We start from the raw sequence: 26,578 nt of genomic DNA, 5'->3' as shown, positions 1-26,578 counted from the left end.
TTGCTCAACCATCAAACGCGAAATGTCTTTCGATAAATGCCGCTTTAATCGGCGCTAATTTATTGATTGCCCGTTATCATCAACGGTCGCGAGCGTTTCATGACTACCACGCACAGCGTTAGCGCCATTTCCCGCCAACTGCTCCGCAACCGTTTGCTACGGCAATGGAAAGCGGACGATAAGGGATCGACGGCGTTGGAATTCTCCATCGTCGCCATTCCCTTTTTCATGTTCATATTGGGCTTTGTTGGCTGCGCCTTTTATTTCTTCATCTCGAATTCCCTCGAGAAGGGCATGGATCAGACAAGCCGTCTGATCCGAACGGGTGAAGCCGTCACCGACAAAATGACGGTCAACCAGTTCAAGCAAAGCATCTGCGATGGTGCTGGCTCGTGGATCGACTGCAACCAACTGCAGATCTTCGTAAAATCTTACCCCGATGGTTGGGCAGGACTGAACAGCGCCAAGCCTCAGCCCTGCGTCCAGGGTGGAGTGGTCGTCACAAACACTGCGCCCGGCACCGACCTCATCGCGATCTATTCCGGCGCCGCCAGCGACGTCGTGATCGTGACGGTGTGCTATAAATGGAATTTCACGTCGAAGCTGCCAATGATCAAACTCGGCAACATGGCCGACGGGTCGTTGATGCTGCAAACGGCAACGGCATTCCGCAGTGAACCGTATCCGCAAAGCTGAGGTCGGTGATGCCGTCGTCGCGCAGGAAAAGCTATCCATGAACCAGCGTCTGAAACTCCAAATCACGTCGCGGATACTTGCTTTTCTCTCCAATTCGTCCGGCGTCGCCGCGGTCGAGTTTGCATTCATCGCCCCTTTGCTGATGCTGATGACGTTCGGAACCTTTGAGATTTCGCGCGCTTTGATGGTGAACAAGCGTTTTCAACGGGCCACGGCAATGATCGGTGACCTCGTAGCGCGCGAAAAGCAGATCGGCTCAACTCCAGAGGATGCCTCGACGACGCTTGACGGCATGTTGGTCTCTGCCGAACACGTCATGGAACCCTTCAGCTCAACGCCTTTGCAGATCGCGATCACGCAACTGCGAGCGTCGAGCGCCGACGCCAGTATTACTAAGGTCGAGTGGGCGTGGTCGTATCACAACGCGGCGATTGCAAACTGCGGTGACGTGAAATCCATGCCCGACCCGAACATGATTTCAAAGGGTGATGCCGCAATCGTCATCGAGGCCAAATACACCTACACGCCGCTCCTGGCGAACATTGTTCCGGGCATCACCCAGGCGATGAATTGGTCGGACACCATGACGTTTGCTCCCCGCTATGGCTCGGTCTTCTTCGGCCAGAAGACCCAAAACTTGAAGTGCCCGGCCGGCAGCGGTTGAGCCAAAGTTTCCGCAGGATAAAGAAATTGCACATTCAGCACTGAAGTGGAATTTCAGCTCTCCGATCTCCGGCTAATCAACAAGAATAACAGCAGCTTATTCCCTCAAATTGAGGGAAAGTAGACTGCGCGTTCCGCACCTGCTAAATGTGTTTTTCCTATTCAAAATAATTCCTGCATCGGGCTAAGGGAATTTTGCCCTGCGATCCACGTAATATAAGATTCTCGACGGAAATGAACTGAACGCAGGCGAGGCCTCGCAGTGGGACGGAGAGCAGTTCATTCGCCGGAAGAGCTTCGCCAGCTCATCCTAGACGCCTCACGTACCATTGTTGAACGCAACGGCATTTCTGGTCTCTCGGCTCGAGAGATAGCCCGCATGATCGGGTACTCGCCCGGAACGCTATACAATATCTTCGAAAACCTGGACGACGTGCTTTTGACGCTTCAGGTTCAGCTGTTAGCTCGAACCGTTGATCACCTGAAGCGGGTGCCGCTTGGAACGAACGGCGAGGAGAATGTCGATGCGCTCACCCACGCCTATATCGACTTCGCGCTGGCCAATAAACGCATGTGGAACCTTCTCTTTGCCCACAGTGTACCAAGCGCGAGTACTGTGCCTCCGCCTTTCCACGAGCATCTGAATAATCTCGCGGAGATCTTTCGCAAAGGCCTCGCTCCGCTTGCCCCGGCAGAGTCACTCGAAGGGCTCGATACGACTGCGCGGGCTCTGTTTGCGAGTGTCCACGGCATCGCTGCTGTCGCTGCCAGCGAGAAAGGCGTCCATCTGACTCCAGCGACGGCACAGACCTACGCAAAAGAGCTGACGTCTAACTTTGTCAGGGGCTTGCGTTCTCGCTGGGCACGCTGACAGCTGGGGTGTCTGCCGGGCTTGGAATGGCTTCCGGTGTTGAGGCCGGCTCCGATATCAGCGTTCCGGCGTCACTTCCGTTTTCCGTTACCGCGCCTTGATTGACAGACCCCGTCACGACGCCGGTTGCCTTATCATCGTCATTGCGGCGCGCCATACGTGGCGTCTCGACAAGACCGAACCACTTGTCCGGCGGCAAAAGCCGCTGTTCGAGACCGCTCCAGAGGCTACGCGATGAAAGCCCGTCGACGAACGTATTGGTCGGCGGCGAGACGACGATGGCGCCGAGCGTGGCAGCTGCCATCCCAAGCGAGGCATAGAAATGGCGGTGATCGAAGAATTTCAATGCCGTTCCGAACGATGACTTCAGCCGCGTATCCATGACGTCGACCGAATAGATCTCATCCAGCGTCAGATGCGTCAGATATCCGACAAACATGAAGGCACCGCCAAGCCACGCGACGCCCGCCGGCTTGTTCAGCATGTGCTGAAAGACAACCGCCGTCGCGACCGCGCAAAAAACCGCCGCCAGAATTGAATGCCAGATGCCGCGGTGCACGGAAATGCGATGAAACACCATATGAAGCCCGTAGCGTACCAGCAGCAACGTCCCGAGCCACAAGATCCAGAGTTCGGCTATGGAGAATTTCGTGGCCGCGGTGAACAGCACCGCAAACGAAAAGAAAATTGCCAGCCCCGCGAACATCGCCCGGCTTGGCCGCGAGTCCTTAAGATCGATATCGGGAAGCACGGAGCCGAGAACGCCTGCCATCGTCACCGCGACAAGGTTCTCCGGTGCAACGACGTTGGCGGCGAGCGTCAATGTTGCCAACGCACCCGAGACCACGGTTCCAACCGCAATGTGCGTCGTAAAGTTGGCCATGACGTCCCCCACACCCTGCGCGCCCGTCTAGGCGGACTGACAATCCTTAACCCCGCTATTGTCAGCAACAGATTCGGTCGTTATGGGCGAGACGCCATCTTCTGACGCATGTGGATAAGGCAGCCACGAAGCCGCACATCCCCGTGTTCGATGGCAGCGGCCTCACAAATATGGCACTTAGGCCGGCTACGGGACAGAAAGACAAGATTGACATGCCGGCAGATTCAAATTTCGAAGCCTCGAGAATCAACCGGCTTGCGGTAGCAAACATCGCCATCGCGCTCGTTGTCATCGCGATCAAATACGTTGCCTATGTGGTGTCGGGCTCGATCGCGCTCTTCTCCGACGCCCTTGAGAGCGTCGTCAACGTCATGACGGCGGTGACCGCGTTCGCCGCCATTCGCCTGAGCGCCAAACCCGCCGACTCCGATCACCCCTTTGGCCATCACAAGGCAGAATTTCTGGCCGCGATGTTCGAAGGTGCGATGATAGCCGTCGCGGCTGTGCTCATCCTGATGAAGGCGCGCAACGCTTTCATCGAAGGCGTTAAGATCGAGCATTCCGCTCTCGGCATCGGGCTCAATATCGTCGCTTCGGTTCTCAACGGCGCATCGGCTTGGGTGCTGATCAATCGTGGCAGGTCGTGGCGCTCGCCCGCGCTCGTCGCCGATGGGCAGCATCTTTTCACCGACGTCATGACCTCCGTCGGGGTTGTCGCCGGCCTGGCGATCGCAGTCTTGACGGGCTGGCACCTTCTCGATCCACTGATCGCCGCAGTCGTGGCTTTGAACATTCTCTGGATGGGCTACAAGATCGCCGTCCAGTCGATGTCGCACCTGCTCGACGAGGCGGCGAGTCCAGAAATCGAGCTGCGCATCCGCAAGATCATCGAGGCCAACGGCCGCGGCGCGCTCGAAGCCCACGATATCCGGACCCGACAGGCGGGACGCGCGCTCTTCATCGAATTTCACTTGATCGTTCCGGGTGCGATGACGGTCGACAATGCGCATATCATCTGCGATCGCCTCGAGCACGCCATCGAAAACACCATCGAGGGCTCGGAAGTCGTCATCCACGTCGAGCCGGACTATAAAGCGAAACCCGAGGAGTCGGGTGCCGTCCAGCTTTAGGCTTGGAACCGGACTAAGCGTCGGCCGTAGAGCGTTCAGCCCAGAGATCGTAGTCACCGGCCTCGACGACTTTCACGCGGACCAGATCGCCGACCTTGACGCCGTGCTCGCCGTTCAGGAACACGTTGCCGTCGATCTCGGGCGCATCCCACTTGGAGCGGGCAATCGTGCCATCCTCATCGACCTCGTCAACCAGGACGTCGATGACCTGTCCCACTTTGCTCGCGAGTTGCGCGCTGCTGACGTCCTTCTGCATGGCCATGAAGCGGTGCCAGCGTTCCTCTTTCACCTCTTCCGGGATGGCGCCATCGATTGCATTGGCCTTCGCGCCTTCGACGGCTTCATACTTGAAGCATCCGGCGCGGTTGATGCCGGCTTCCTTCAGCCAGTCGAGCAGGAACGCAAAATCCTCTTCCGTCTCGCCCGGAAAGCCGACGATGAACGTCGAGCGGATGGCGAGATCGGGACAGACTTCGCGCCAGCGGCGGATACGCTCCGCCGTCTTCTCCTGCGCCGCGGGTCGCCGCATCGCCTTCAAGACTGCCGGAGACGCGTGCTGAAACGGAATGTCGAGATAGGGCAGAATTTTGCCCTCCGCCATCAGCGGAATGACGTCGTCGACATGCGGATAGGGGTAGACGTAATGCATCCGGACCCACACACCGAGTTCGCCCAGCGCGCGAGAAATATCCTGAAAGCGCGCCTTCAGCGGTACGCCTTTCCACGGACTTTCGGCGTATTTGAGATCGAGACCGTAAGCGCTCGTGTCCTGACTGATAACGAGCAACTCTTTCACGCCGGCATTCACGAGACGCTCCGCCTCGCTCATGACGTGATTTGACGGCCGACTCGCGAGATCGCCCCGCAGCGAAGGAATGATGCAGAATGAGCAGCGGTTGTTACATCCTTCCGAAATCTTCAGATAGGCGTAGTGACGCGGCGTAAGCCGCAGCCCCTCGGGCGGCACCAGATCGACGAACGGATCGTGCAGCGGCGGCACCACATCGTGAACCGCCTCGACGACCTGCTCGTATTGGTGCGGGCCGGTGACGGCAAGCACGCCTGGATGCACATCGCGGATGCGCGTTTCCTCAACCCCGAAACACCCCGTGACGATCACTCGACCATTGGCGTTCATGGCTTCGCCGATTGCGTCGAGGCTTTCTTGCTTCGCTGAATCGAGGAAGCCGCACGTGTTGACGACGACGACGTCGGCGCCCGAATAGTCAGGCGCGATCATGTAGCCTTCGGACCTGAGCTTGGTGATGATGCGCTCGCTGTCGACGAGCGCCTTCGGACAGCCGAGCGACACGAAGCCGACCTTCGGCGCAGGCGCCGTCGTTGCACCGGACCCATGCGCCAAGCGCCGCGCCTTCGCACTTGCTTTCACGTTTGCTTTGACCGCGGGTTTCGTCATTTCGCGCTTCTAGCCTCGGTACCCAGAAAGCGCAATCGCGACAGAGTGGCAATCGGCAGAAGGCGCCCGAAATTGCGCGGTCGCGCGGAAGCTCAGGAGATGCGCCGCAGATGGTTATCGAAGGCGATGTCCTGCAGTTCGTGCTCGGAAATCACACGCGCTTCGGCCGTCTCATAACGGATAACGCCGAAGCCCGACGAGGCCGCGAAGTCGTGCTCGCCTTCCGACGAAAGACCGCAAACGTCCTTGAGATCACTCTTGCCGACGACTTGCCCCGTCTCGGAATCGACATAGAGCACATGGCCGGCCTTCGGCGCGCTCGCCGCAATGAAACGCCCATCCTTGCTAACCGCCATCGCGCCGATGTAACCGCGCAAATCCTTCCCACCGCCCGGTGCGTCGACAAGCTTCAATTCGCGATCAAGCCCAGCACTGCCGACGATCTGCGGCGTCTCGCTCGGGCTTCCCTCCCATTGACCGCCGAACCAGATGAGCCCCGTCTTGTCCTGGGTCACATGACGGATGGAAAGCGACTTGAGATCGCCCGACATCGCGTGCTTGGCGACCAGCTTGCCGCTTTCCGCGTCAACGAAGGCAAGCGACGGCTCCATCGTATCGACGTTTAGATTTTCACGACCCGCATCGGGAACCGTATCGAGGCCACCGTTTCCGACCGCGATCGTCTTACCGTCCGCAAGCAGCATGATTTCGTGCGGGCCGACGCCGTAGCTTTGATGCTCGCCGATCTTCTTGTAGCCGCCCCCGACGTCGTAGATGCCGATAAGACCGCGCTCGCCCTCGACATCCGCCTCAGAAGCATAAAGAAGCCGACCGTCCTGCGAAAAGCCTCCGTGACCGTAGTAGTGACGGCCCTCGCCCGGCGTGAAAATGTGAGGCGGCGTAGTCTTGTCGAGATAGAACGCGGCTCCAAACGCTCCCGGCCGCCGTGCGAAAACAGCAACCCGTCCCGACGGACGATGATAGGCAATGTCATGCCCTCGCGCCGTCAGCGGAACCTCGCGAACGATCGACCCGTCAACTCTGAGAAGCAGAACGCAAAAATCGCTCATGCCCCGGCGTGCGGTGGCGACATAGGCGATGTCGCTGTCCGTAGTCGACGCGAAAGCCTTGCCGGCGGATGACGTTCCGATGAACGCCAGCGTGCCAAGCAGCAGGGACCTGCGATCAATCACCATCAAGCTCATTGAAACCTACCGTCAATCCGGCTGCTGTCGATAAGCGATTGGCCACGATATTGCGCAGGCCATTCATCCGGTCGAAGACCTCGCGCGCGGTCGGTGTGTCTTTCCTTTGTGCACCCGGCGCTCGCCCGCCTGCGCCATCGATTGACTCGATCGTTCGCCATGTCCCCTGTGACCAGCCTTTCATCCAAGCCATATCGGGCTTCAGATAGGCTTCGAGACGGAGCGCGTTGTAGAGTTCGTGCAATGACGTGATGCTAGCGGTGTAGAATTGTTTTTGAAGCCCGGATCTCTGATAGGGCGGCGTCAGCTTGATTTTGGAATCGACCTGCGGTTTCAGTTGCAGATCGCCGGTGAGCGACAATCCGACGAGAAAGGCTTTGACGATCTCGACCGCGGACTCTGCTGCCGATTTATAGGTATCGTTCTCCGACCCCGGATTGAGCATCTTGTCTTTCCATCCGCCCGGTTTCTCCCAACCTTCTGCAACTTCGCTCGTCAAACGCACAATGTTCTGAACAATCGCCTTTGCCATGATGCAACGAAAATGCGCAGGATCGGTCGGACCCAGCGGAACATCCTTATCGTGCATCAGTGCTTCGAGCGCCGGCAGACCCTGCACCGCCGCACTCTGCTTCGCGAGCATGCCCGGCTCGGCGAGCTTTTCATCCTTGTTCACGAGGATCATGCGCAGCTGCCGGCTGACGAAGCCGCGCGGATCGGGCCAGAAGGAAATCTGCTCGCGCCGCCCCTTTTCGAGCATCGGACCGAAACGAAGAAAGTCGACTGCCGCGTATGCAGTGACGGCGTCGGCGAATTTCTTCTCCAATGCGTGCCGCGCCTCTGGCGACCCCGACTTGCAGACAGTCTCGACAACAGGCGGCAAAGCCTCTGCCGCAGTCTTCAAAGCGTCGATATGCGGGATGATGTGCGTTTCGATCGCCGTTCGAACCATCTCGAGATGGCTCGGAGGCTCAGCGGCGGAAACCGCCGTCGTCAGCGCCGCCATTACAAAAAAGGAAAGCAGCACCCTTAGTTTTCGCATCAAATTCATAACCCGCTCACGTAGTCGACCAGCCGTTGTTTATCTTCAGGCTTCAGCGCTTCGAAAAGATCCCGGCTGCGCGCCCCTTCCCCGCCGTGCTTTGCAACGGCTTCAGATACCGAGGCAGCCGAACCGTCGTGGAGAAAACGGCGCTCTTTTTCGCGAACATGCCCGTCGATTAACGGCGCGGTTCGCCATTCTTCAGGTTTGACGCCCGGCTCGCCGACGCCGTCATCGAGCGCCGATCCCATATCGTGAAGCAGGAGATCGGTAAATGCGGGAATGGAGCCGCCATCCCGCGTCGCCAGCGACGGCACGTGGCACGTGGCACAGCCGGTCGCGGCAAAGAGCGCGGCTGCTTCCGGATCGGTCGTTTCATGACGCGCACGAAGCGTTCCGAGATAGACCGCAACGACTCTCAGAATATCTCCGGAAAGCTCGCGGCCTTTGAACAGAGGACTTTCGCCGTTTGGTGCGGCCAGACACGCGGTTTGCAGAATTGTACAGTCACCGTAGGGCCGCGGCTGCTTCGGACTTGAAAGACCGATGTCGAACGCGAACGCATGCGCGACTTGCTCTTCAAGCGTCACTTGCGCCGCCTTCCAGCCATAGCGACCGATGCCTCCCGCAGTTTTATTGGCGCGGCCTCTGACCCCATCGCCGTCGCGATCATCCGGATCGAAGCGCTTGAGGATTTCCGCATCGGGAACGCTATCGAACGCGGCGCGACCGAAAAGCGACGGAGCCAACCGAACGCCCGCCTTTACGTCATTCGCGAGCGCTCGGTCGTTCAGATTAAGTTCGAGCTTCGGTAAATACTGCGCACTGCCCTCAGGCATGAGGCCAGGGACAGCGTTGGTTTGCAGTTCGAGCCCATAAAAGGGATCGGTCGAACCATCGGCGCGGCCGAAGCGCACGACCGCGCCGGCGATATCCGGCGATCCGTCCTCGCGCGTGACGACGTGAGAGCCTTCGCCGCGCCCGTGGCACCCCGTGCAGGAGCGCGACACGAATAGCGGACCGAGCCCATCGGACGCGTCGGTCGATGCCGGCGCCGGAACCCATGTGCGATCGAAGAGCGCTTTTCCCATCGCGGCATCGAGCGGATCTGCATCGGCCACGCGGGGCATAAAGATTACGAAGATAAGCAGCGCAACCCTTAGCCAAAGCCGGAGGCCGGAGGTCATGTGACCTCGATGTAGCCCATCATGCCGGCTTCCTGGTGATCGATGATGTGGCAATGGAACATCCACGTTCCGGGTTGCCCCCCCACGATGCCCGCCTGGACTCGCTCGTTTGGGCGCAACAGTACCGTATCGGCCCGATGCGGCGGCACGTGGCGCATGCTCGAACTCATAACCTCGAATGTGTGGCCATGAATATGGATCGGATGCGAGTGCGGTGTTGTATTTTGCAGATCGAAGATATAGCTCTGGCCGGATTTCAGAACGGCGAGAGGCGGCCCGAGATCCTTGTGATCCATTCCGGGCCACGCCTGCTTATTGATGGCCCAGAAGGTGCGTTTTGCAAGACAGAGCGACCCGATCTCGATGCCGGAGTTTCCGAGCTCAGCGAGAGCTTCCCCCGTCGCCGTCGCCGAGAAAATGAAGGGAATCTGCTGCGCGCCGTTCACGTCGACTTTAGGGAACGGCATGACCTTCAAGGGCGTCGGCTCGAACTTCCCGTTTCGCTTCGGCGGCCCTTCCGAATGGAACTCGGCAAGCACGACCGGCTCTTTCGCGAAGAAGTCCATGAGGCGAACGCTACCGCCCGCCGGCGCCGTACGCAGCAGAATATCGAGACGCATCGCAGGCCCCATCCGCCACGATAAGAGCGGAAGCGGATCGAGACCGTTTCCGTCGATGGCGATGATCGCAGCTTCCGCATCCTCGAAACCGATTTCGGAGATGCGTGTCGGATCGACATTATAAAACCGAATGCGGACGTTGGCCGACGACGGAACTTTGAAGACAGCAGGCCGCTCGCCGTTGACCGATCGGACGGTCCCCGGTGTGCCAGCCTTGGCAGCGCCAGCATCCGTCGAAAACGGCAAAAACGTTCCATCGGGGGAAATACGCCAGTCCTTCATCAGGAGGACGTATTCGGCATCGGGCGGTTCGATCTCGTCCCCCTCGATGATAAGGGCACCGACCAGTCCACGCCCCATGTGCTCGGTCGAATTGCAATGGGTGTGAAAGAAGAAACTGCCTGTGTCCGGCGGCACGAAGGAATAGGTGCCGACCCCGCCGGGATCGACCGGCTTCTGCGTCATGAACGGCACGCCGTCCTGGTCGTTTGGTATCCTGAGGCCATGCCAATGAATTGACGCGTATTCCCCGGGACGCGGTAGATCGTTTTTGAAGCGCGTATCGAGCCGTTCGCCGAGTTTCATGCGCACGACCGGAAATAGCGTTCCCTCCTGGAACGTCCACAGCGGCAGCGTCTTGCCGTCGAAACACGGCAGCGCGGCCGGCCTTTCCGCAAGATCGAGAAACAGCTTCTTCGTATCGTGAGCAACCGGCTGCGCAATGACAGGCTCGCGCGCAATCGCCTTGCGCCCTGCAAATGCAAATGATGCCACGGCACTCCCTGAGAATGCCGCGACGCCTGTCAAAAGTTCTCGACGTGTCACCATGCGGGCTCTTCCACCACCCGTTATCAATCAAAACCGCGCCGGTTTAAGAGCAATCCGCCAATCACTTTTTGGTCGCAACCTGACCCGGATTATCGAGGCTGTCCGAGCCTTCGATCTTGACCTTCAGGTTGAGCGCCGCGACGACGGCCTCGACGGCACGGGCCTGGGCCACGAGCGCGTCGACACCATCGAGGATGAGCTTGTTACCGGTATCGTTTCCGGCAGCCAACATTTGATTGTAGCCCATCTCGCCTGAATCGGCCTTGACCTTGATGGCATTGAGCTTCGCCTTGGTGTTCTCCATCGCTTCGTCGACGCGCTTCGCCGCATCGGGAGCCTTGGCGCGAGCAAGCTCGGCGATACTTGCGCCCGAAACGGCGCTCGCACCGTCGTATTTGCCGTTCCAGATCTCGATCATGCCGACTTCGTCATAGAAGTGGCTGTTCTGTGTGTTGTTGGAGAAGCAGTCGTGCGCTTCTTCAGGATCATGCAGCAGAACGCCGAGCTTCATGCGTTCGCCCGCCAGCTCTCCGTAAGAGAGCGATCCGATACCGGTCAGGATCGTCGAAAGCTGTGCGTTCTCATCCTGCTTGGCGAGAGCCTGGCGCGCGGCGCCGTCAGCCTTCCAGTTGCCGACCATCTCTTCGAGTTCGTCGACGAGCAGCGAACTTGCCGCCTTTAGGTAATCGCGACGACGGTCGCAATTGTCATGCGTGCAATTCTTGAGATCGTAGTCGCTGGCGGGGCGTTCGCCTGCGCCTGGATTGGTCCCGTGCAGATTCTGGCCCCACAGCAGGAACTCGATCGCATGGTATCCGGTACCGACGTTCGTTTCGACATCGAGCGCGCTATTGAGCTGAGCGATAACTTTCTTGTCGATCTTGCTCGTATCGAGGACCTTCGGTCCGAGGCGAATCTTCTTGTTGGCGATGATGTTGGCCGTATAGAGCGGGTTCTCTTCTTTTGAATCACCGTAGCTTGCCTTGTCGACGTAATCGATCAGGCCTTCATCGAGCGGCCACGAGTTGACGTTGCCTTCCCAGTCGTCGACGATTTTGTTGCCGAAGCGGAAACCTTCGGTCTGCATGTAGGGAACGCGCGCCGCCTTCCAGGCATCCTGCGCTGCCTTCTGCGTCGTCGCATTCGGAGCCGCCAGGAATGCGTCAATGGCTTTGTCGAGATCTTTCGCTTTGGCAAGAGTGTCGGAGTACATCGACTCGGCAACGTCGCCGTAATTCTTCATGATGTCCTTGACCGACGGCGCGTCAGCGAAGGCCGGGCGTACCGCTGTCGCTCCTGCAAGCGCCAGTCCCGTCGCACAAGCCATCGCAATCGCCAATTTTGACATCGTGCGTTCTCCATGTTCCTGGGTTTGGCGATTTTTGTTGCGCTAAGCTGCGGATCGCCCAAAATTATTTACCGTGATAGTATACATTGACGCCCTAGAAGGGTGTCAAGTGAACTCCAAGCGCCTGGCAGGCTCAATCCAGCGGCGCTCGGCCGCGCGGCACTTGCCACGTAGTCGGGAATTTGAAAGAAACGACCGTCGGACTTTAGAGCCGCGGCCGCGCGGCCACCAGGTAAACAAATATGCGCTTGACGAAGCAGACCGGCCACGCAATCCGCATTTTAATAGATTGCGCCTTGGCCAAAGACGAGCTTGTAAAGGTCGCGGGCGTGTCCGAACGGCTGGGTGTCACTAAGCAGAACGTCTTCAAGATCGTCCACATCCTGTCCCATGCCGGCTTCCTGTCGGCCGTGAGAGGCCCGAACGGCGGCGTTCGGCTTGCGAAGCCGGCAACATCGATCCGGATCGGCGATGTCGTGAGGGCGATCGAGGTCACACGAGTGCAAGTCGAAGGCGGCGGACGCGGCCGAAAATCGGGCGAGAACGATCCAGCGTCCATCAATGCCATGTTCGGCGATGCCTTGAGCGCATTCATCTCCGTCCTGGACCAGCACACGCTGGCGGAGCTCGCGAATCAGAATACGCCCATCGGGATTACGGACGCAGACCGCGAGACGGATGGCGGCAGTAGCCGCGGCGCCAAGGCTCGTGCGAAAAAACCTGCAGCGCGCGCCTTGCGACGGAGCTAGTTGCCGCCGGAGAGGCGATGTCGCTCATTAAAAATCAGTTGTCACCCGAAACGCCCGCGAACGCATATGTAGGCTTTGCGATGCTGAGCGCAGCCGCATTGCTGGCATTGGTCCCGACATGGCTTTACGCCGGGGAACCGTTTCGCTCGGGCCTTCTATTGCTCTGCGGCTTCATAGCGGGCGCCGCCGCAACGCTCGCATGGCGGATTCGCAGAACGCCGAGAAAAATTGCGCAAACGATTGCAAATATCGCGGTGGACAAATCTTTGTCCTGGACAGACCTCGCGACCGCAATACCCGATCCTGCAATCGTTCTCGACCGCGCATCGGTCGTTTTGAATTATAACGCAGCGGCGCTCTCCATTTTCGAAAGGCTGACGGAGGGGCGAACGCTCGAGCACATCAACCGCGATCCCGAACTTATCGCAGCAGTCACCGGTGCCTTCGAGACCGGCGAAAAACGCACGGCAAAGCTGTTGTCGCGCGGCGGACTCGGGCAACGATTCATCGCCACGGTCGCGCCGTTCGGCGGCGGTGCCCACCACCCCGCCGTCGCCGCCCTGATCACGATCCATGACGAATCGGAACAACAACGCGCGCTCGAAATGCGTACCGATTTCGTTGCCAACGCCAGTCACGAATTGCGAACGCCGTTGGCATCGGTTCGCGGCTTCATTGAAACGCTGCAAGGACCGGCACGTCACGACGAGGCGGCTCACGACCGCTTTCTTAAAATCATGGGAGAGCAGGCCGAGCGCATGACCCGGCTCATCGATGATCTGCTTTTGCTCAGTCGCGTCGAGGAGAAGGCTAACCTCAATCCAACAGGTCAAGTCAGGCTGAACGAATTGCTCAACGAAGTTGTGCGCTCTCTTACGCCTGCGGCAGACGAACGGCGGATAACGATGACGGTCGAGCCGGAAACGTCGTCGCTACTCGCGAAGGGAGAGCGCGACGAACTGTTCCAAGTCTTTCATAATTTGATCGAGAACGCTGTGAAATACGGCCGCGAAGGTGGCTCGGTAAAAGTCCACATGACGGAAAACGACCGCGATTCGGTCAGAAAACGTGTGACGATCACTGTGACCGACGATGGCCTCGGGATCGCACCCGAACATCTGCCCCGCCTGACGGAACGATTTTACCGTGTCAGCACTGAGCACAGCCGTCGTATCGGCGGCACCGGCCTTGGCCTCGCGATTGTCAAGCACATCCTGAGTCGGCACCAGGGCGAACTCTCGGTTGAGTCCGTCGTCGGACGCGGCACGATCTTCAAAGTTGTTTTGCCAAAGTATAAATAAATCAATTAGTTAGATTGTCACAAATTCATAGCATCAAAATCATAAAAGATCGCGACGCTGGATGACAGCGCTATGACAGCCCCGTTGCTGAATCAGCTTCGGCCGTCGTAGCGCCCGTCCCGCGGTGAGCCCTCAATCAAGAAGGGCATCGGCTGAGCAAAACCACGGCAATGCCGATTTTCTGGTACTGCGTTCAACATCGTTACCGGCGAAGAAGCGTTCGGAAACAAGGTATTAACGTTTCATCTAGCCGTGAAATAAGTGGACTACAGAGTGCGCGCCGGGCTTGGGGTTCGGCGAATGGGGGGACGAGGCTTCGAGCCCCCGTTAAGAGGAGATTAAGAGTGAAACAGTCTTTTGTTGCGCTTTTCGCGGCGCTTGCGGCAACGGCCGCGGCGACTGCGCCCGTCAAAGCCGACATCTCTGGCGCGGGCGCGACGTTCCCGTACCCGATCTATGCGAAATGGGCCGATGCTTATAAGAAAGAGACCAATATCGGCTTGAACTATCAATCCATCGGCTCTGGCGGCGGCATCAAGCAGATCGAAGCCAAGACCGTGACGTTCGGCGCTTCCGACATGCCCCTCTCCGGCGAGAAGCTTGAAAAGGGCGGCCTCGTTCAGTTCCCGACGGTCATGGGCGGCATCGTTCCCGTCGTCAACCTCGACGGTGTCAAAGCCAACGATCTCGTTTTCGACGGCCCGACGCTCGCCAAGATCTACCTCGGCGAAATCAAGACGTGGGACGACCCGGCCATCAAGAAGCTCAATCCGAGCGTAAACCTCCCCTCCAGCGCCATTGCCGTTGTCTCGCGCTCGGACGGTTCGGGCACGACGTTCGTCTGGACCAACTACCTCTCCAAAGTCAGCCCTGACTTCAAGGCCAAGGTTGGTTCGAACACCTCCGTTCAGTTCCCAGTCGGCCTCGGCGCCAAGGGCAACGAAGGCGTCGCCAACAACGTGATGCAGACGAAGGGTTCGATCGGTTACGTCGAATACGCCTACGCCAAGCAGAACAAACTCGCGAACACCAAGCTCATCAACAAAGACGGCAAGGCTGTCGAACCCGTCATCACGGCATTCCAGGCCGCCGCTGCCAGCGCCGACTGGAATTCGGCTCCGGGCATGGGCGTTGTCCTGACGGACGAGCCGGGTGCCGACTCCTGGCCGATCACGAACCCGACATTCATCCTCATGCACAAGAAGGCGGCCGACGCGGCTGCTGCGAAAGAAGCGCTGAAGTTCTTCGAATGGGCTTACGCCAACGGCGGCAAGATGGCGGAAGCGCTTGACTATGTTCCGCTCCCTGAAAACGTCGTAACCCAGATCAAGAAAAGCTGGGCCGAGATCGTCGGCGAAGACAACAAGCCGATCTTCGCGTCGAACTAAGTCCTATCCGAGAATACCGGAGGCGCCTCTAGCAGGGCGCCTCCTTCATGCCTTCCAAATTGCACGGTTGGTTCCGCATCAGGAGCAAGAAATTGAGTTTCCTGACTAATCTTGAAATTCAGCGATCCGCCTCTCCGGCCAAACGACGCAGCGTCCTGCGGACTTTACAAAAGTCCGACGTGTTCTTCCGCTACCTGACGCAGTCTTCGGCCTATTTTGTTCTGGTGTTGCTTACCGCAATTTTCGGCTCTCTGATCGCGGGCGGCTATCTCGCCTTCAGCACCTTCGGCGTGAGCTTCCTCACAACCGAAGTCTGGAATCCGGTCACCGAGCAATTCGGCGCGCTGGCGCCCATTTACGGAACGATCGTAACCTCCGCGATCGCTATGCTCATCGCTGTACCGATCAGCATCGGCATCGCCGTCTTCCTGACCGAGCTTTGTCCGATGGCTCTGCGCCGCCCGATCGGTGTCGCAATCGAGCTTCTCGCAGGCGTCCCCAGCATCATCTACGGTATCTGGGGCCTGTTCTTTTTCGCGCCGTTTCTGCAACACTACGTCCAGCCCGCGCTTATCGCTGCATTCGAGCACGTGCCCATCCTCAACAACTTCTTCGCTGGACCGCCCTACGGCATCGGCATTCTGACCTCGGCTCTCATTCTCGCAATGATGGTGCTCCCGTTCATCACCGCCGTCTGCCGCGACGTGTTCGAAACGGTGCCGCCCGTTCTGAAAGAAGCAGCCTACGGCATGGGCTGGACGACACGCGAAGTCGTGAAAAACGTCGTCATCCCTTACACGCGCGTCGGCATCATCGGCGGTGTCATGCTCGGCCTCGGCCGTGCACTCGGCGAAACGATGGCCGTGACGTTCGTCATCGGCAATGCGCATCGCATTTCAGCATCCATCCTGGCGCCAGGCACGACGATCTCGGCAACGATTGCCAACGAATTTACAGAAGCCGTCGGCGATCTCTACACGTCCTCGCTGATCGCGCTCGGCCTCATCCTGTTCTTCATCACATTCGTCGTTCTCGCACTTGCACGGCTCATGCTGATGCGCATCGAGAAGAAGGCGGGGGCGTAACATGGCACTCGATCGCGGCCGGTATGAGCGCCGGCGTATCAGAAGCAAAATCACCGTCGGCCTGTGCTGGGCCGCCGCCGCATTGGGACTGGCGATCCTCGGCATCATTTTGGCAACGCTGCTGTACAAGGGGTTTGCCGGTCTCGGGATCAACGTTTTCACTGAGATGACGCCACCGCCAGGCAGCGACGGCGGACTTTTGAACGCCATCGCCGGCAGCCTGATCATGACGGCCATCGGCGTTCTGATCGGCACTCCGATCGGCATTCTCGCCGGAACCTACATGGCGGAATATGGCCGCTACAGTAAAGTCAGCTCCTTCATCCGCTTCATCAACGATATTCTGCTGAGCGCACCCTCGATCGTGACCGGCCTCTTCATCTACGAGCTGATGGTCCGTCCGATGGGCCACTTCTCGACACTCGCCGGATCCGCGGCACTCGCCGCACTCGTCATCCCGACGGTCGTGCGAACGACGGAAAACATGCTTCTGCTGGTGCCGAACACGCTCCGCGAAGCATCCTCTGCTCTTGGGCTTCCGCAATCGCTCGTCATCAGGAAAGTTGCTTATAAAGCCGCACGCGCCGGCATGATCACGGGCGTGCTTCTCGCGATCGCGCGCATCAGCGGCGAGACGGCGCCGCTCCTGTTCACATCCCTGAACAATCAGTTCTGGAGCACCAATCTCAACGCTCCGATCGCGAGCTTGCCGGTGGTCATCTTCCAATACGCTCTGAGCCCCTACGAGGATTGGCAGCGTCTCGCCTGGACAGGCGCTTTGCTCATCACCGCGGCGGTTCTGACACTTAGTATTCTCGCACGTTGGCTAGGTTCTTCGAGGTCCCCACAATGAATGTGATGTCCAAGGACGTGGACTCCACGCTTACGGAAAAGATTTCAGTCCGTAATCTGAAATTCTTTTACGGGTCCACGCTGGCTTTGAAGTCGATTTCACTGCCGCTCTATGAGCGTCAGGTGACAGCGTTCATCGGCCCTTCCGGTTGCGGAAAATCCACCCTGCTGCGCGTCCTGAACAGGATGTACGATCTCTATCCGAACCAGCGCGCTGAGGGCGAGGTCCTGTTTGACGGTGAGAACATCCTCCATCCGCGCCAGGATCTGAATCTCCTGCGCTCGCGCATCGGCATGGTGTTTCAGAAGCCGACGCCCTTCCCAATGTCGATCTACGAAAACATCGCGTTCGGCGTCCGCCTTTATGAACGCCTGCCGAAATCGGACATTGATGCTCGCGTCGAATCCGCACTGGAGAAGGCCGCTCTCTGGAAAGAGGTCAAGGACAAGCTGCACAGCAGCGGCTTGAGCCTGTCGGGCGGCCAGCAACAGCGTCTCTGCATCGCGCGAACCGTCGCCATCCGGCCCGAAGTCATACTGTTCGACGAACCGTGCTCGGCGCTCGATCCGATCTCGACCGCACGCATCGAAGAATTGATCGACGAGCTGAAGAACGACTTCACGATCGCCATTGTCACGCACAACATGCAGCAGGCCGCCCGCGTCTCGCAGCGTACCGCATTCATGTATTTGGGCGAACTCGTCGAGTTCGGCGAGACCAAGAGGCTTTTCACCAATCCAACGGACAGCCGGACTCAGGACTACATCACCGGCCGCTTCGGCTAGTGACCGCTTCCAGAGACCAACGCATTTCAGGACTGACTTAAATGAACGAACATACCGTCAAGTCATATGAAGAAGAACTGAAGCTGCTCGACCGCCGCATCGCCCAGATGGGCGGATACGCGGAAAAACTTTTGGTCCAGGCCATGGACGCACTAGAACGCCGCGACCCGAAGCTCGCCGAGACGGCCGTTTCAAGCGACGCGATGCTCGACCAGCTCGAACGCGAAGTGCAGGAGCAGGTCATCCTGATGATCGCGCGCCGTCAGCCGCTTGCGAACGATCTTCGTCACATTATGACCGTGCTGAAGATCGCTGGCGACCTCGAACGCATCGGCGATCTCGCCAAGAATATCGCCAAGCGCGCGCTCGCCGTCGCGACAGAATCCTATCCGAAGCCGCTGATGACGGGCATGCGCCACATGACGGAGATGGTGCAGGCGCAGCTCAAGGACGTTCTCGACGCCCTGACGACCCTCGACGCCGATAAGGCGATGAAGGTCTGGCTGAGCGACGAGCAGGTCGACGCCATGTACAATTCGCTGTTCCGCGAACTTCTGACCTACATGATGGAAGACCCGCGCAACATCGGCTTGTGCACGCACTTCCTGTTCGGCGCAAAGAACATCGAGCGCATCGGCGATCACACCACGAACATCGCCGAGAACATTCACTATCTGGTCCACGGCGTGCCGATCGCGGACGATCGTCCCAAGGGCGACCGCACCTCGTCGACCCTGATAACGCCGCGTCAGTAAACGAAGGAACCGAAGCGAAACCCCATGGCCGCCAAGATCATCGTCGTCGAAGATGAAGCGCCTCTCGTCGAGCTTCTGAAATACAATCTGCAGTCGGAAGGTTATGACGTCGTGCACGCCGCCGACGGCGAAGAAGCCGAGCTGCTCCTGGCGGAGCAGAGTTACGATCTTGCGATCCTCGACTGGATGATTCCGAAGATCTCGGGGATCGAGCTGTGCCGCCGCCTACGCAACCGAACCGAGACGCAAAACCTGCCAATCATCCTGCTGACGGCGCGCGGCGAAGAATCGGATCGCGTGCGCGGGCTGACGACCGGCGCGGACGACTACGTCACGAAGCCCTTCTCGGTTCAGGAGTTGATGGCGCGCATCAAGGCGCTTCTCCGCCGCGCAGCACCGGAGCGCATGAGCGACATCCTCGTCTCGGGCGAAATCACCATGGACCGCGGAGCGCATAAAGTCATGCGCGGCGTGCGCGAAGTGCGGCTCGGCCCGACGGAGTACCGGATGCTCGAAGTCTTCATGGAAAGCCCGCGCCGCGTGCTGTCCCGAAATCAACTTCTCGATCGCGTCTGGGGCCAGTCGTCAGAAGTCGACGAGCGCACCGTTGATGTCCACATCGGACGTCTCAGGAAATCGTTGATCCGCGGCAACGAAAGCGATCCCATCCGCACGGTGCGTGGCGCGGGTTACGTCTTCGACGGCCGCGAAGCCGAGACACCGGCTTAACCGCCCGCCTCGACTCTCGCGTTCGGGCACGGCTGCGGAGCTGAAGCAGCAATCAGCTCTTAGCGCCGAGGCAACGCGCAAGGTTGTGTGCGAGGTCGCGCATCAGGTCGAAATAGAGGTCCGGCCCAGGCGTCAGCATCAATCCTTCCGCATCGAGCGTTCCTGAACGCGCTGTCGTCGCCTCAGTCACCGCGGTAATGAGCTTCGGCTGAAAATCTGGCTCGCTGAACACGCAAACGGCACCGAGCGAGACGATCTTCTGGCGCACTTCCGTCAGGCGCCTTGCACTCGGCGGTATGTCCGGGCTGACGGTAATCGAACCGACGGCGTTCAAGCCGTAACGATTTTCGAAGTACTGCGTCGCGTCGTGAAAAACGATGAACGGTTTGTTTCGTACCCTGCTCAACTCCGCCGTGATTTCCTGATTCAAGGAATCGAGGCGTCGGTCGAGCGCCGCGGCATTCGACGCGAACCGATCGGCATGTTCGGGATATCGCGCCGCGAGCGTCTTCGTCACGGCTGCAACGATCGCTTTGGCATTTTGCGGATCGAGCCAGATATGCCCATCCTTGCCTTCGTCGTCGTCATCGCGATCTGCGTGCGCGTCATGAGTTCCGCTATCGACATGCTCTTCCTCGATCGGATGCACATGGACGTGCGGCTCGAACGTGCCGCTCTGCCGCTGGTCGAGAAGCGTGACCCCCGGCGCGTCTGCAAGCGTCAGGACGGTAACGCTCGACGGCAGGGCCTGCGTGATCTTGCGTGTGAATGGCTCAAGTGACTCGGACGTTCGAATGAAAACGTCGGCCTCGTTGATCGCGCGGGCCGTCGACGGCCTTAGCGAGAAGGTGTGCGGCGATGCCGCACCGCCGACGAGCAATGTAGGATTTCCGGCACCCGCCATCACCTGACTGACGAGGGCATGGATAGGCTTGATCGTGACGACGACTTTCGGCGGTTCGGCCGCCGCCACGGAGCCGGAAAAAAGCGCCGCAAGCAAAACCGCGCCGGCACGGAACGGTGCCGGATTGAACGTTGCCATCGAAGACCCGCTGATTGCAATAAAGATCGTATAATATAACAATATTCACCGATCGGCCGCAAGGCCCTGAACCGGAGGACCTGAAATCCATCGGAGATTAAAGCCATGTCGCATTGTCGCCACGTTCACGATGCGACGGTATCAGCAGAGGCGTAGTCGTTTCCGGCAAAGCATATGAGGCCATTGGGGTGATTTCGAACGCAAAGCAATTTGGCGCGCTGCTCGCCGTCGCTGCCGTGTTGACGATCGGAACGCCGGCGCTCGCACATCCCCACATGTGGGTCACGTACGAGATGACCGTCGACTACGACAAAGGCATGGTCACCGGCGTCGACCACATCTGGTCGTTCGACGACGCATACGCGGTCATGGCGCTCGAAGGCCTCGATACCAACAATGACGGCAACTACGACCAGACCGAGTTGGAGCCGCTGCTGAAAGTCAACATGGATGGTCTCAAAGACTTCAACTATTTCACCGTTGCCAAGCTCGGAACCGAGGAGCTGGCATTCTCACCGCCCACGAACGCCAGGCTCGAATACACCAACAAGGTGTTGAAGCTTCACTTCCACTTGTCTCTCGCGAAGCCGGTTTTCGCCGACGCTCAGGGCCTGACGTTTGCGGTTTTCGATCCGTCGTACTTCATCGCCTTCGAACCGGAAAAGACCGACGCGGTAAAGCTCGCAGCCGCGCCCCCGGGCTGCAGCGCATCGCTGATTGATCCCGACGCTGAAAAGGTCGACGCGCAATCAAAAAAACTTGGCGACGCGATCGCGCAGCAGTTCGGCGGCGCCGCTATCGGGTTCGGGTCCTATAAGACCGTGGCGCTCAGCTGTAAGAAGTCATAGGCACTCTCGAAACCTTTACGCGCAGCGGCGCTTGTTTCCTTATTAATGGAGCAAGGAAAACGCGACCGTTCCATTCTGAAACATCGATTAACTAGCCCTTTAATTTTTGGCACCGAGCAATCGACTTCGATTTAAATGTGAGGCATCCCGGTTCGCATTTACGGAACGGACGCCATGCGCAGAATACTCGTCGGATTTTTCTTTGCGCTCATGATGAGCTTGCCTCTCGGCGCTTCCCGTGCCGATCTCGATACCGTAAGCACGCCGCCCTCGAACGCATTCGAGCTGATCGTCGTCGAGGCCGATGGCTGCATTTACTGCAAGCTTTTCCGGCGCGATGTGCTGCCGGCCTACGAAGCCTCCGAGCAAGGCAAGGAAGCGCCGGTGCGATTCCTGGACGTAAACGATATCGACACGGCCCGCCTCGATCTCACGTCGACCGTCAATATCGTCCCGACGTTCGTCATCGTGAAATCACATCGCGAAGTTGGCCGCATCGCAGGCTATGTCGGCCCTGAGAATTTCTTCCATTCGATTAACTATCTCATCGCCTCTGCGCCGTGACATCGCGGCTCGCCTTTTCGATCCTCCAAAGTTAATGTTGCACCCAAGAGACGGCTGGGGCGCAGTCAGAAGGAAGGTCGATATGAGCGTCAATTATTCCGATGACATCAAGCGTTATCAGCCGAACGTCGACGAGAAGGCTGTTGCAGCGATCGTCAAGCACCTCGGCATAGCGCTCAAGAGCGCCGATGCTTCTCTTGTCTCATGTTCGAGCAAGGACGAGCTCGCGACTGTGCGCGAAAGCTGGCTGAAGAAAAAACTGAAGTTGTCGGACGATGACGCCAAACTCGACAAGGTCATCGCCGACGTCTGCGCCACGATGAAGGGCGAGACGCGCAAGAGCCGGGTTACATTCTATTATCTGCTCGCCGAAAAGACCGGCAAACTCGCAAGCCTCGCTGGGGCATAAAAGAAAGCCCCAGCGCGCGGAGCAGGATCAGGCTGCGACGGCCTTGGCCTGCTCGGCCGTCTCCGCGATGAAGTTCATCGCCACCTGAACGCCGCCTTTCTTGTAAGGCACGCCCGCCAGTTCGAAGCCCATTTCGACGCCCGTCAATGCGCCGAGGATGGTCAGCTCGTTGGTATCTCCAAGATGGCCGATGCGGAACGCCTTGCCCGCAAGCCTGTTGAGACCGGTGCCAAGCGACATATTGAAATTGTCGAGCACGATCTTGCGGTAAGCGTCGGCGTTGTGGCCGTCCGGCATGACCACCGTGGTCACGGCAGGCGAATAATACTTCGCATCCCGGCATTGGGTCTCGAAGCCCCAGGCTTCGACCGCCCGGCGCGTCGCCTCGGCGAGGCGCTCGTGCCGGTCGAACACGTTTTCGAGCCCCTCCTCGTTGATCATGTCGATCGCCTCCGCGAGGCCGTAGAGCAAGCCGGTTGCTGGCGTATACGGGAAGAAGCCGTTCGAGTTATTGGCCAGCATATCGCTCCACGAGAAGTACGAGCAGCGAAGCTCCGCCTTCTTTGACGCTTCGAGCGCCTTGGCGCTGACCGCGGTAAACGACAGCCCCGGCGGCAGCATCATACCCTTCTGCGAGCCTGAGACGGTGACATCAATGCCCCACTCGTCGTGGCGCAGGTCGGCGCATACGAGGCCGGAGATGCTATCCGTCATCAGCAGCGCCGGATGGTGCACGGCGTCCATGGCCTTGCGCACTTCGTCGAGGCGCGTCAGGCAGCCGGTCGACGTTTCGTTGTGCACGACGCAGACCGCCTTGATCTTATGTGCCTTGTCGGCCTTGAGCGCCTTTTCGATAAGATTTGCGTCGGCGCCGATGCGCCAATCCGTCGGAATGACTTCCGGCTCGAGTCCGAGCCGCGCGGCCATCGCCGCCCAGAGCACGGCGAACTGTCCCGTCTCGCACATCAAGACCTTGTCGCCGGGCGACAGCGTGTTGGTAAGGGCCGCTTCCCACGCGCCGGTGCCGGACGACGGGTAAATGATGACGTGGCTCTGGGTCTTGAAAATACCTTTGATGCCCGAGAGCACGCGGCGGCCGAGTTGCTGAAATTCCAACCCGCGGTGGTCGAGCATCTGGCGCGACATGGCCGCCAGAATCCGTTCCGGGACGGGCGTGGGCCCGGGAATCTGCAAGAAATGTCTGCCGGGGCTGCGAGGCTCTCTGGTCATTGTCGTCCTCAGAAGTGGGAAAATCGTTGCGGGTGTCCTAGTACGCCCGTCGGCCGGATACAATTGGCAGAAAAGCCCATTTGCCCGCTTGCGCGGCGCTTTTTGTCTCGGTCGCCCATAAGGCAGGAAAAATCGCTTCCTCTCCCTCACACCGACGATGCCCCGGCCGCCACCTTGCAACTTTTCCGGGCCTGGCGCATCAAGCGGCAAGCTGAATTCTGCCGGTTTCTGGGGAAGCGGTGCGCATGAACCATACACATTTCGGAGGACTTACGGCCAGCGAGGCGAAACGCCAGCTCGAATCCGGTCAATTGACCTCCGAATCGCTCATTTCTTCTTGTCTCGCGCGCATGGCCGAGCGGAACGCGGCGGTCGGAGCATGGACGAACGTCGAACCCGAGCGCGCGCTGGACGCGGCGCGTGCGAGCGACAGGCTTCGTGCGGCAGGCGGATCTGTTCCCCCGCTTGCGGGCATTCCGGTTGGCGTCAAGGATATCATCGATACGAAAGATTTTCCGACCGAATACGGCTCCGAGATCTTCGCGGGACATAGGCCCGATGCGGATGCTTTCATCGTCGCCCAACTGAAAGCCGCCGGCGCCATCATCCTTGGCAAGACTGTCACCACGGAACTCGCCTTCTTCGGTCCGGGCAAGACATGTAACCCGCACGACCTCAAGCGAACGCCCGGCGGATCGTCGTCGGGATCGGCAGCGGCCGTCGCCGATGGTCAGGTGCCGCTGGCGCTCGGAACGCAGACAGCAGGCTCGACGATCCGTCCGGCGTCCTACTGTGGCGTCGTCGGCTTCAAACCGACATTCGGATACACGTCGCGCACCGGCGTGCTCGAACAGTCGGCGCCGCTCGATACGATCGGCGGATACGCGCGCACGGTCGAGGACATCGCGCTTCTGTTCGATGCGATAAGTGCGTTCGACGCCGCCGACACCGACATGACACCTGCCGAGAAACCGTCGCTCGTCGCCGGCCTCGCCGAAGCCCGCCAGCGCCCCCCGAGATTTGCGTTCATCAAATCGCCCGCATGGGCGCAAGCCGAGCCTGCGATGCGCGCCGCGTTCGAGGCGTTCGCCGGAAGCTTCGGAGCCCGCGCCGAAATCGTTGAAACGGCACTGCCGGCAGAGTTCGAAAGCATTCTGCGTCTGCCGCAGATCGTGCAGTTCTACGACATCGCACGCAACTACGGTCCAATTGCCGACGCCAATCCGGATCGCGTTTCCGAAAAGCTGAAAGAGGTGATCGCCGAAGGCCGCTCGTTTTCGGCCGCCGATTACGCGGCCGCCCGCGCCGACCAGGAGAGCCTTTACGAAATCCTGAGACCGGCGATCGCGGATTACAATGCCATCCTGACGCCCGCCGCTACCGGCCCGGCGCTCGTCGGTTTAAGTGGAACCGGAAGCCCGTTGTTCAATGCGCTTTGGACCTACCTCGGCATGCCCTGCATCTCGTTGCCGTTGCTGGAGATCGAAGATCTGCCTGTCGGCGTGCAGCTCGTCGGCGCTCGCGGAAACGATGCCGGACTTCTCCGCATCGCGAACTGGATGATGCGGGAACACCAGCGCGCAGCTTAACATCGTCCAGGGGCATGAGCAGATGGAGCGGCAGTTCTACGTCTACATCATGGCCAACAAGCGCAATGGAACGATCTACATTGGCGTAACGAATGATTTGGCACGGCGGATCTATGAACATCGCGAAGGCCTGATCGAAGAATTCACATCAAGGTATGGCCTGAAGATGATCGTGTACTAGGAAGTCTTCGACTAGGCATAAAACAAAAATGGCCGGGACGAGCCCGGCCATCGCAGAAGTCGGATGAGGATCGATCAAGCCAGCTTGAACGGCATGTCCTTGCCGGCGAAGAACGCGTCGATATTATCGAGCGATTCAAAGCCCATCTGGTTGCGCGCTTCGATGGCCGCCGAGCCCAGATGCGGGAACAGGAACGTGTTTGGAAGGTCGTAATAGCCTTCGTTGATCTTCGGCTCGCCTGCAAAGACATCGAGACCGGCATACGCAAGCCGCCCGGACTTCAGCGCCGCGATCATGTCGTCGTCTTTCACAAGATCGCCGCGCGCAGTATTCACGACAATCGCGCCCTGCGGCAGCTTTTCGATCGTTGCCTTGTTGAAGAAATAGCGCGTCTCCGGCGTCGACGGCGCATTGATCGAGAAAAACTGCGAGACCTTGAGCAGGCTGTCGAGGCTGTCGTGATACGTGGCGTTGTACTTCGCCTCGACCTCGGGCTTGGCGCGATAGATGTCGTAGTAGTGAATGTCCATGTCGAAGCCACGGGCACGCTGCGCGAGCGCCTGCCCGATCTTGCCGAAGCCATAGATGCCGAGCTTTTTGCCGTCGAGACGCTGCCCGACGAGCTGCAGCGGCTGCCAGCCCGGCCAAGACCGCGTGCGGATCATCTTTTCGCCTTCGGACGCGCGACGCGCCGAGCCGAGCAAAAGCAGCATCGCAATTTCCGCGGTCGCGACGGTGACGCCGTGCGGCGCATTGCCGACCTTGATGCCGCGCGCCTTGCAAGCGTCAAGGTCGATGTGGTCGAAGCCGATCGAATACGTCGAGATGCACTTGATGTTGTCCGGCATCCTGTCGATGACGTCTTTCCGGCACTTCTCGTTGAGCGTAATCAGCAGCGCATCGACCGATTTTGCCGTCTCCAGCAATTCGTCGATGGTGATCCGCGGGTTGTCGCCGTGCGCGATGACGTCATAGCTGGCCCGGGCGCGGGCCATGGCCGCTTCTGGTAGAGGCCAGGTAATCAGGATTTTCTTTTTGGACATTTGGGGAACAGTCTCCGGCATTCGAACTTTAGTCGCATACACCGCTTGTGCCTGACCGGAGCGGACCTGACAAGTCCGTCAGACCAGCGCAGTGCACCGCAAACACCCGCCCCGCAACGATTTCTTCATCACGTTTG

General features: G+C 59.2%; 27 protein-coding genes. 17 read left to right on the top strand and 10 right to left on the bottom strand.

Annotated elements, in window-relative coordinates; translation table 11 throughout:
* The first annotated feature begins 99 nt into the window (after positions 1–99).
* The 3 genes from HYPDE_RS01440 (at position 100) to HYPDE_RS01430 (ending at position 2,230) form a co-directional block, all read left to right on the top strand.
* Complete coding sequence (locus HYPDE_RS01440) at positions 100–696, top strand: TadE/TadG family type IV pilus assembly protein (RefSeq protein ID WP_041320720.1); 597 nt, start codon at positions 100–102, stop codon at positions 694–696.
* Positions 674–1,360 (top strand): TadE/TadG family type IV pilus assembly protein, encoded by a 687-nt coding sequence (locus HYPDE_RS01435; RefSeq protein ID WP_015596540.1) that lies wholly within the window; start codon positions 674–676, stop codon positions 1,358–1,360. Before HYPDE_RS01440 ends, HYPDE_RS01435 begins: the two co-directional genes overlap by 23 nt.
* 261 nt (positions 1,361–1,621) lie before the next feature.
* Positions 1,622–2,230 (top strand): TetR/AcrR family transcriptional regulator, encoded by a 609-nt coding sequence (locus HYPDE_RS01430; protein WP_015596539.1) that lies wholly within the window; start codon positions 1,622–1,624, stop codon positions 2,228–2,230.
* Here HYPDE_RS01430 and HYPDE_RS01425 read toward each other — a convergent pair.
* A complete protein-coding gene (locus HYPDE_RS01425) occupies positions 2,199–3,113 on the bottom strand; it encodes a metal-dependent hydrolase (RefSeq protein ID WP_041320719.1) in 915 nt (304 codons plus the stop codon). The genes HYPDE_RS01430 and HYPDE_RS01425 overlap by 32 nt on opposite strands.
* Before the next feature lie 212 nt (positions 3,114–3,325).
* Here HYPDE_RS01425 and HYPDE_RS01420 point away from each other — a divergent pair, with 212 nt between their 5' ends.
* A complete protein-coding gene (locus HYPDE_RS01420) occupies positions 3,326–4,243 on the top strand; it encodes a cation diffusion facilitator family transporter (RefSeq protein ID WP_051112036.1) in 918 nt (305 codons plus the stop codon).
* Between the two features lie 13 nt (positions 4,244–4,256).
* Here HYPDE_RS01420 and rimO read toward each other — a convergent pair whose 3' ends face one another.
* From rimO to HYPDE_RS01390, 6 genes are all read right to left on the bottom strand, one after another.
* Positions 4,257–5,660: a 30S ribosomal protein S12 methylthiotransferase RimO gene (rimO, locus tag HYPDE_RS01415; protein ID WP_015596536.1), complete on the bottom strand. Its 1,404-nt coding sequence runs from the start codon at positions 5,658–5,660 to the stop codon at positions 4,257–4,259.
* A 92-nt stretch (positions 5,661–5,752) separates the two neighbouring features.
* Positions 5,753–6,865, bottom strand: coding sequence for a DUF1513 domain-containing protein (locus HYPDE_RS01410; RefSeq protein ID WP_041319762.1), 1,113 nt, complete (start codon positions 6,863–6,865; stop codon positions 5,753–5,755).
* Positions 6,846–7,892, bottom strand: coding sequence for an imelysin family protein (locus HYPDE_RS01405; protein WP_244437752.1), 1,047 nt, complete (start codon positions 7,890–7,892; stop codon positions 6,846–6,848). Before HYPDE_RS01405 ends, HYPDE_RS01410 begins: the two co-directional genes overlap by 20 nt.
* Before the next feature lie 20 nt (positions 7,893–7,912).
* Entirely contained in the window at positions 7,913–9,094 is a 1,182-nt protein-coding gene (locus HYPDE_RS01400; protein ID WP_015596533.1) for a di-heme oxidoredictase family protein, read from the bottom strand.
* Positions 9,091–10,542, bottom strand: a complete 1,452-nt coding sequence (locus HYPDE_RS01395) for a multicopper oxidase family protein (protein ID WP_015596532.1) — start codon at positions 10,540–10,542, stop codon at positions 9,091–9,093. Before HYPDE_RS01395 ends, HYPDE_RS01400 begins: the two co-directional genes overlap by 4 nt.
* 61 nt (positions 10,543–10,603) lie before the next feature.
* Entirely contained in the window at positions 10,604–11,890 is a 1,287-nt protein-coding gene (locus HYPDE_RS01390) for an imelysin family protein (protein ID WP_015596531.1), read from the bottom strand.
* Between the two features lie 242 nt (positions 11,891–12,132).
* On the opposite strand from HYPDE_RS01390, the gene HYPDE_RS01385 reads away from it, so the two are divergent.
* The 8 genes from HYPDE_RS01385 (at position 12,133) to phoB (ending at position 19,535) form a co-directional block, all read left to right on the top strand.
* Positions 12,133–12,639 (top strand): RrF2 family transcriptional regulator, encoded by a 507-nt coding sequence (locus HYPDE_RS01385; protein WP_015596530.1) that lies wholly within the window; start codon positions 12,133–12,135, stop codon positions 12,637–12,639.
* Between the two features lie 17 nt (positions 12,640–12,656).
* Complete coding sequence (locus HYPDE_RS01380; protein ID WP_015596529.1) at positions 12,657–13,940, top strand: ATP-binding protein; 1,284 nt, start codon at positions 12,657–12,659, stop codon at positions 13,938–13,940.
* Between the two features lie 344 nt (positions 13,941–14,284).
* A complete protein-coding gene (gene pstS / locus HYPDE_RS01375; RefSeq protein ID WP_015596528.1) occupies positions 14,285–15,328 on the top strand; it encodes a phosphate ABC transporter substrate-binding protein PstS in 1,044 nt (347 codons plus the stop codon).
* 92 nt (positions 15,329–15,420) lie between these two features.
* Positions 15,421–16,413: a phosphate ABC transporter permease subunit PstC gene (pstC, locus tag HYPDE_RS01370; protein ID WP_081625151.1), complete on the top strand. Its 993-nt coding sequence runs from the start codon at positions 15,421–15,423 to the stop codon at positions 16,411–16,413.
* 1 nt (position 16,414) lies between these two features.
* On the top strand, positions 16,415–17,266 hold the full coding sequence (gene pstA / locus HYPDE_RS01365) for a phosphate ABC transporter permease PstA (protein WP_015596526.1): 852 nt from the start codon (positions 16,415–16,417) through the stop codon (positions 17,264–17,266).
* On the top strand, positions 17,263–18,051 hold the full coding sequence (gene pstB, locus HYPDE_RS01360) for a phosphate ABC transporter ATP-binding protein PstB (protein ID WP_041319758.1): 789 nt from the start codon (positions 17,263–17,265) through the stop codon (positions 18,049–18,051). Before pstA ends, pstB begins: the two co-directional genes overlap by 4 nt.
* Positions 18,052–18,092: 41 nt before the next feature.
* Positions 18,093–18,806 carry a phosphate signaling complex protein PhoU gene (gene phoU / locus HYPDE_RS01355; RefSeq protein ID WP_015596524.1) on the top strand — a complete coding sequence of 238 codons (714 nt, stop codon included), beginning with the start codon at positions 18,093–18,095 and terminating at the stop codon, positions 18,804–18,806.
* A 24-nt stretch (positions 18,807–18,830) separates the two neighbouring features.
* On the top strand, positions 18,831–19,535 hold the full coding sequence (gene phoB / locus HYPDE_RS01350; protein WP_015596523.1) for a phosphate regulon transcriptional regulator PhoB: 705 nt from the start codon (positions 18,831–18,833) through the stop codon (positions 19,533–19,535).
* Between the two features lie 52 nt (positions 19,536–19,587).
* On the opposite strand, the gene HYPDE_RS01345 is transcribed toward phoB, so the two are convergent.
* Positions 19,588–20,577 (bottom strand): zinc ABC transporter substrate-binding protein, encoded by a 990-nt coding sequence (locus tag HYPDE_RS01345; RefSeq protein ID WP_015596522.1) that lies wholly within the window; start codon positions 20,575–20,577, stop codon positions 19,588–19,590.
* Positions 20,578–20,765: 188 nt separating this feature from the next.
* Between HYPDE_RS01345 and HYPDE_RS01340 the strand changes: the two genes are divergently transcribed.
* The 3 genes from HYPDE_RS01340 (at position 20,766) to HYPDE_RS01330 (ending at position 22,398) form a co-directional block, all read left to right on the top strand.
* Positions 20,766–21,425, top strand: a complete 660-nt coding sequence (locus tag HYPDE_RS01340; RefSeq protein ID WP_041319756.1) for a DUF1007 family protein — start codon at positions 20,766–20,768, stop codon at positions 21,423–21,425.
* 174 nt (positions 21,426–21,599) lie between these two features.
* Entirely contained in the window at positions 21,600–21,989 is a 390-nt protein-coding gene (locus tag HYPDE_RS01335) for a hypothetical protein (RefSeq protein WP_015596520.1), read from the top strand.
* A gap of 82 nt (positions 21,990–22,071) precedes the next feature.
* Complete coding sequence (locus tag HYPDE_RS01330) at positions 22,072–22,398, top strand: DUF2853 family protein (protein ID WP_015596519.1); 327 nt, start codon at positions 22,072–22,074, stop codon at positions 22,396–22,398.
* 27 nt (positions 22,399–22,425) lie between these two features.
* On the opposite strand, the gene HYPDE_RS01325 is transcribed toward HYPDE_RS01330, so the two are convergent.
* The gene (locus HYPDE_RS01325) at positions 22,426–23,628 is read right to left on the bottom strand and encodes a pyridoxal-phosphate-dependent aminotransferase family protein (protein ID WP_041319754.1); all 1,203 of its coding nucleotides are present in this window, start codon (positions 23,626–23,628) and stop codon (positions 22,426–22,428) included.
* 245 nt (positions 23,629–23,873) lie between these two features.
* Between HYPDE_RS01325 and HYPDE_RS01320 the strand changes: the two genes are divergently transcribed.
* Together HYPDE_RS01320 and HYPDE_RS01315 are read left to right on the top strand one after the other, a co-directional pair.
* Positions 23,874–25,217 carry an amidase gene (locus HYPDE_RS01320; protein WP_015596517.1) on the top strand — a complete coding sequence of 448 codons (1,344 nt, stop codon included), beginning with the start codon at positions 23,874–23,876 and terminating at the stop codon, positions 25,215–25,217.
* A 22-nt stretch (positions 25,218–25,239) separates the two neighbouring features.
* The gene (locus HYPDE_RS01315; protein ID WP_015596516.1) at positions 25,240–25,398 is read left to right on the top strand and encodes a GIY-YIG nuclease family protein; all 159 of its coding nucleotides are present in this window, start codon (positions 25,240–25,242) and stop codon (positions 25,396–25,398) included.
* 74 nt (positions 25,399–25,472) lie between these two features.
* Here the strand turns inward: HYPDE_RS01315 and HYPDE_RS01310 are convergent, their stop codons facing one another.
* A complete protein-coding gene (locus HYPDE_RS01310; RefSeq protein WP_015596515.1) occupies positions 25,473–26,441 on the bottom strand; it encodes a 2-hydroxyacid dehydrogenase in 969 nt (322 codons plus the stop codon).
* Between the last annotated feature and the right edge of the window lie 137 nt (positions 26,442–26,578).

Source organism: Hyphomicrobium denitrificans 1NES1, assembly GCF_000230975.2.
GTDB lineage: Bacteria > Pseudomonadota > Alphaproteobacteria > Rhizobiales > Hyphomicrobiaceae > Hyphomicrobium_B > Hyphomicrobium_B denitrificans_A.
The sequence above is the reverse complement of the archived record's forward strand: the minus strand, read 5'-3'. Positions and strand labels throughout refer to the sequence as shown.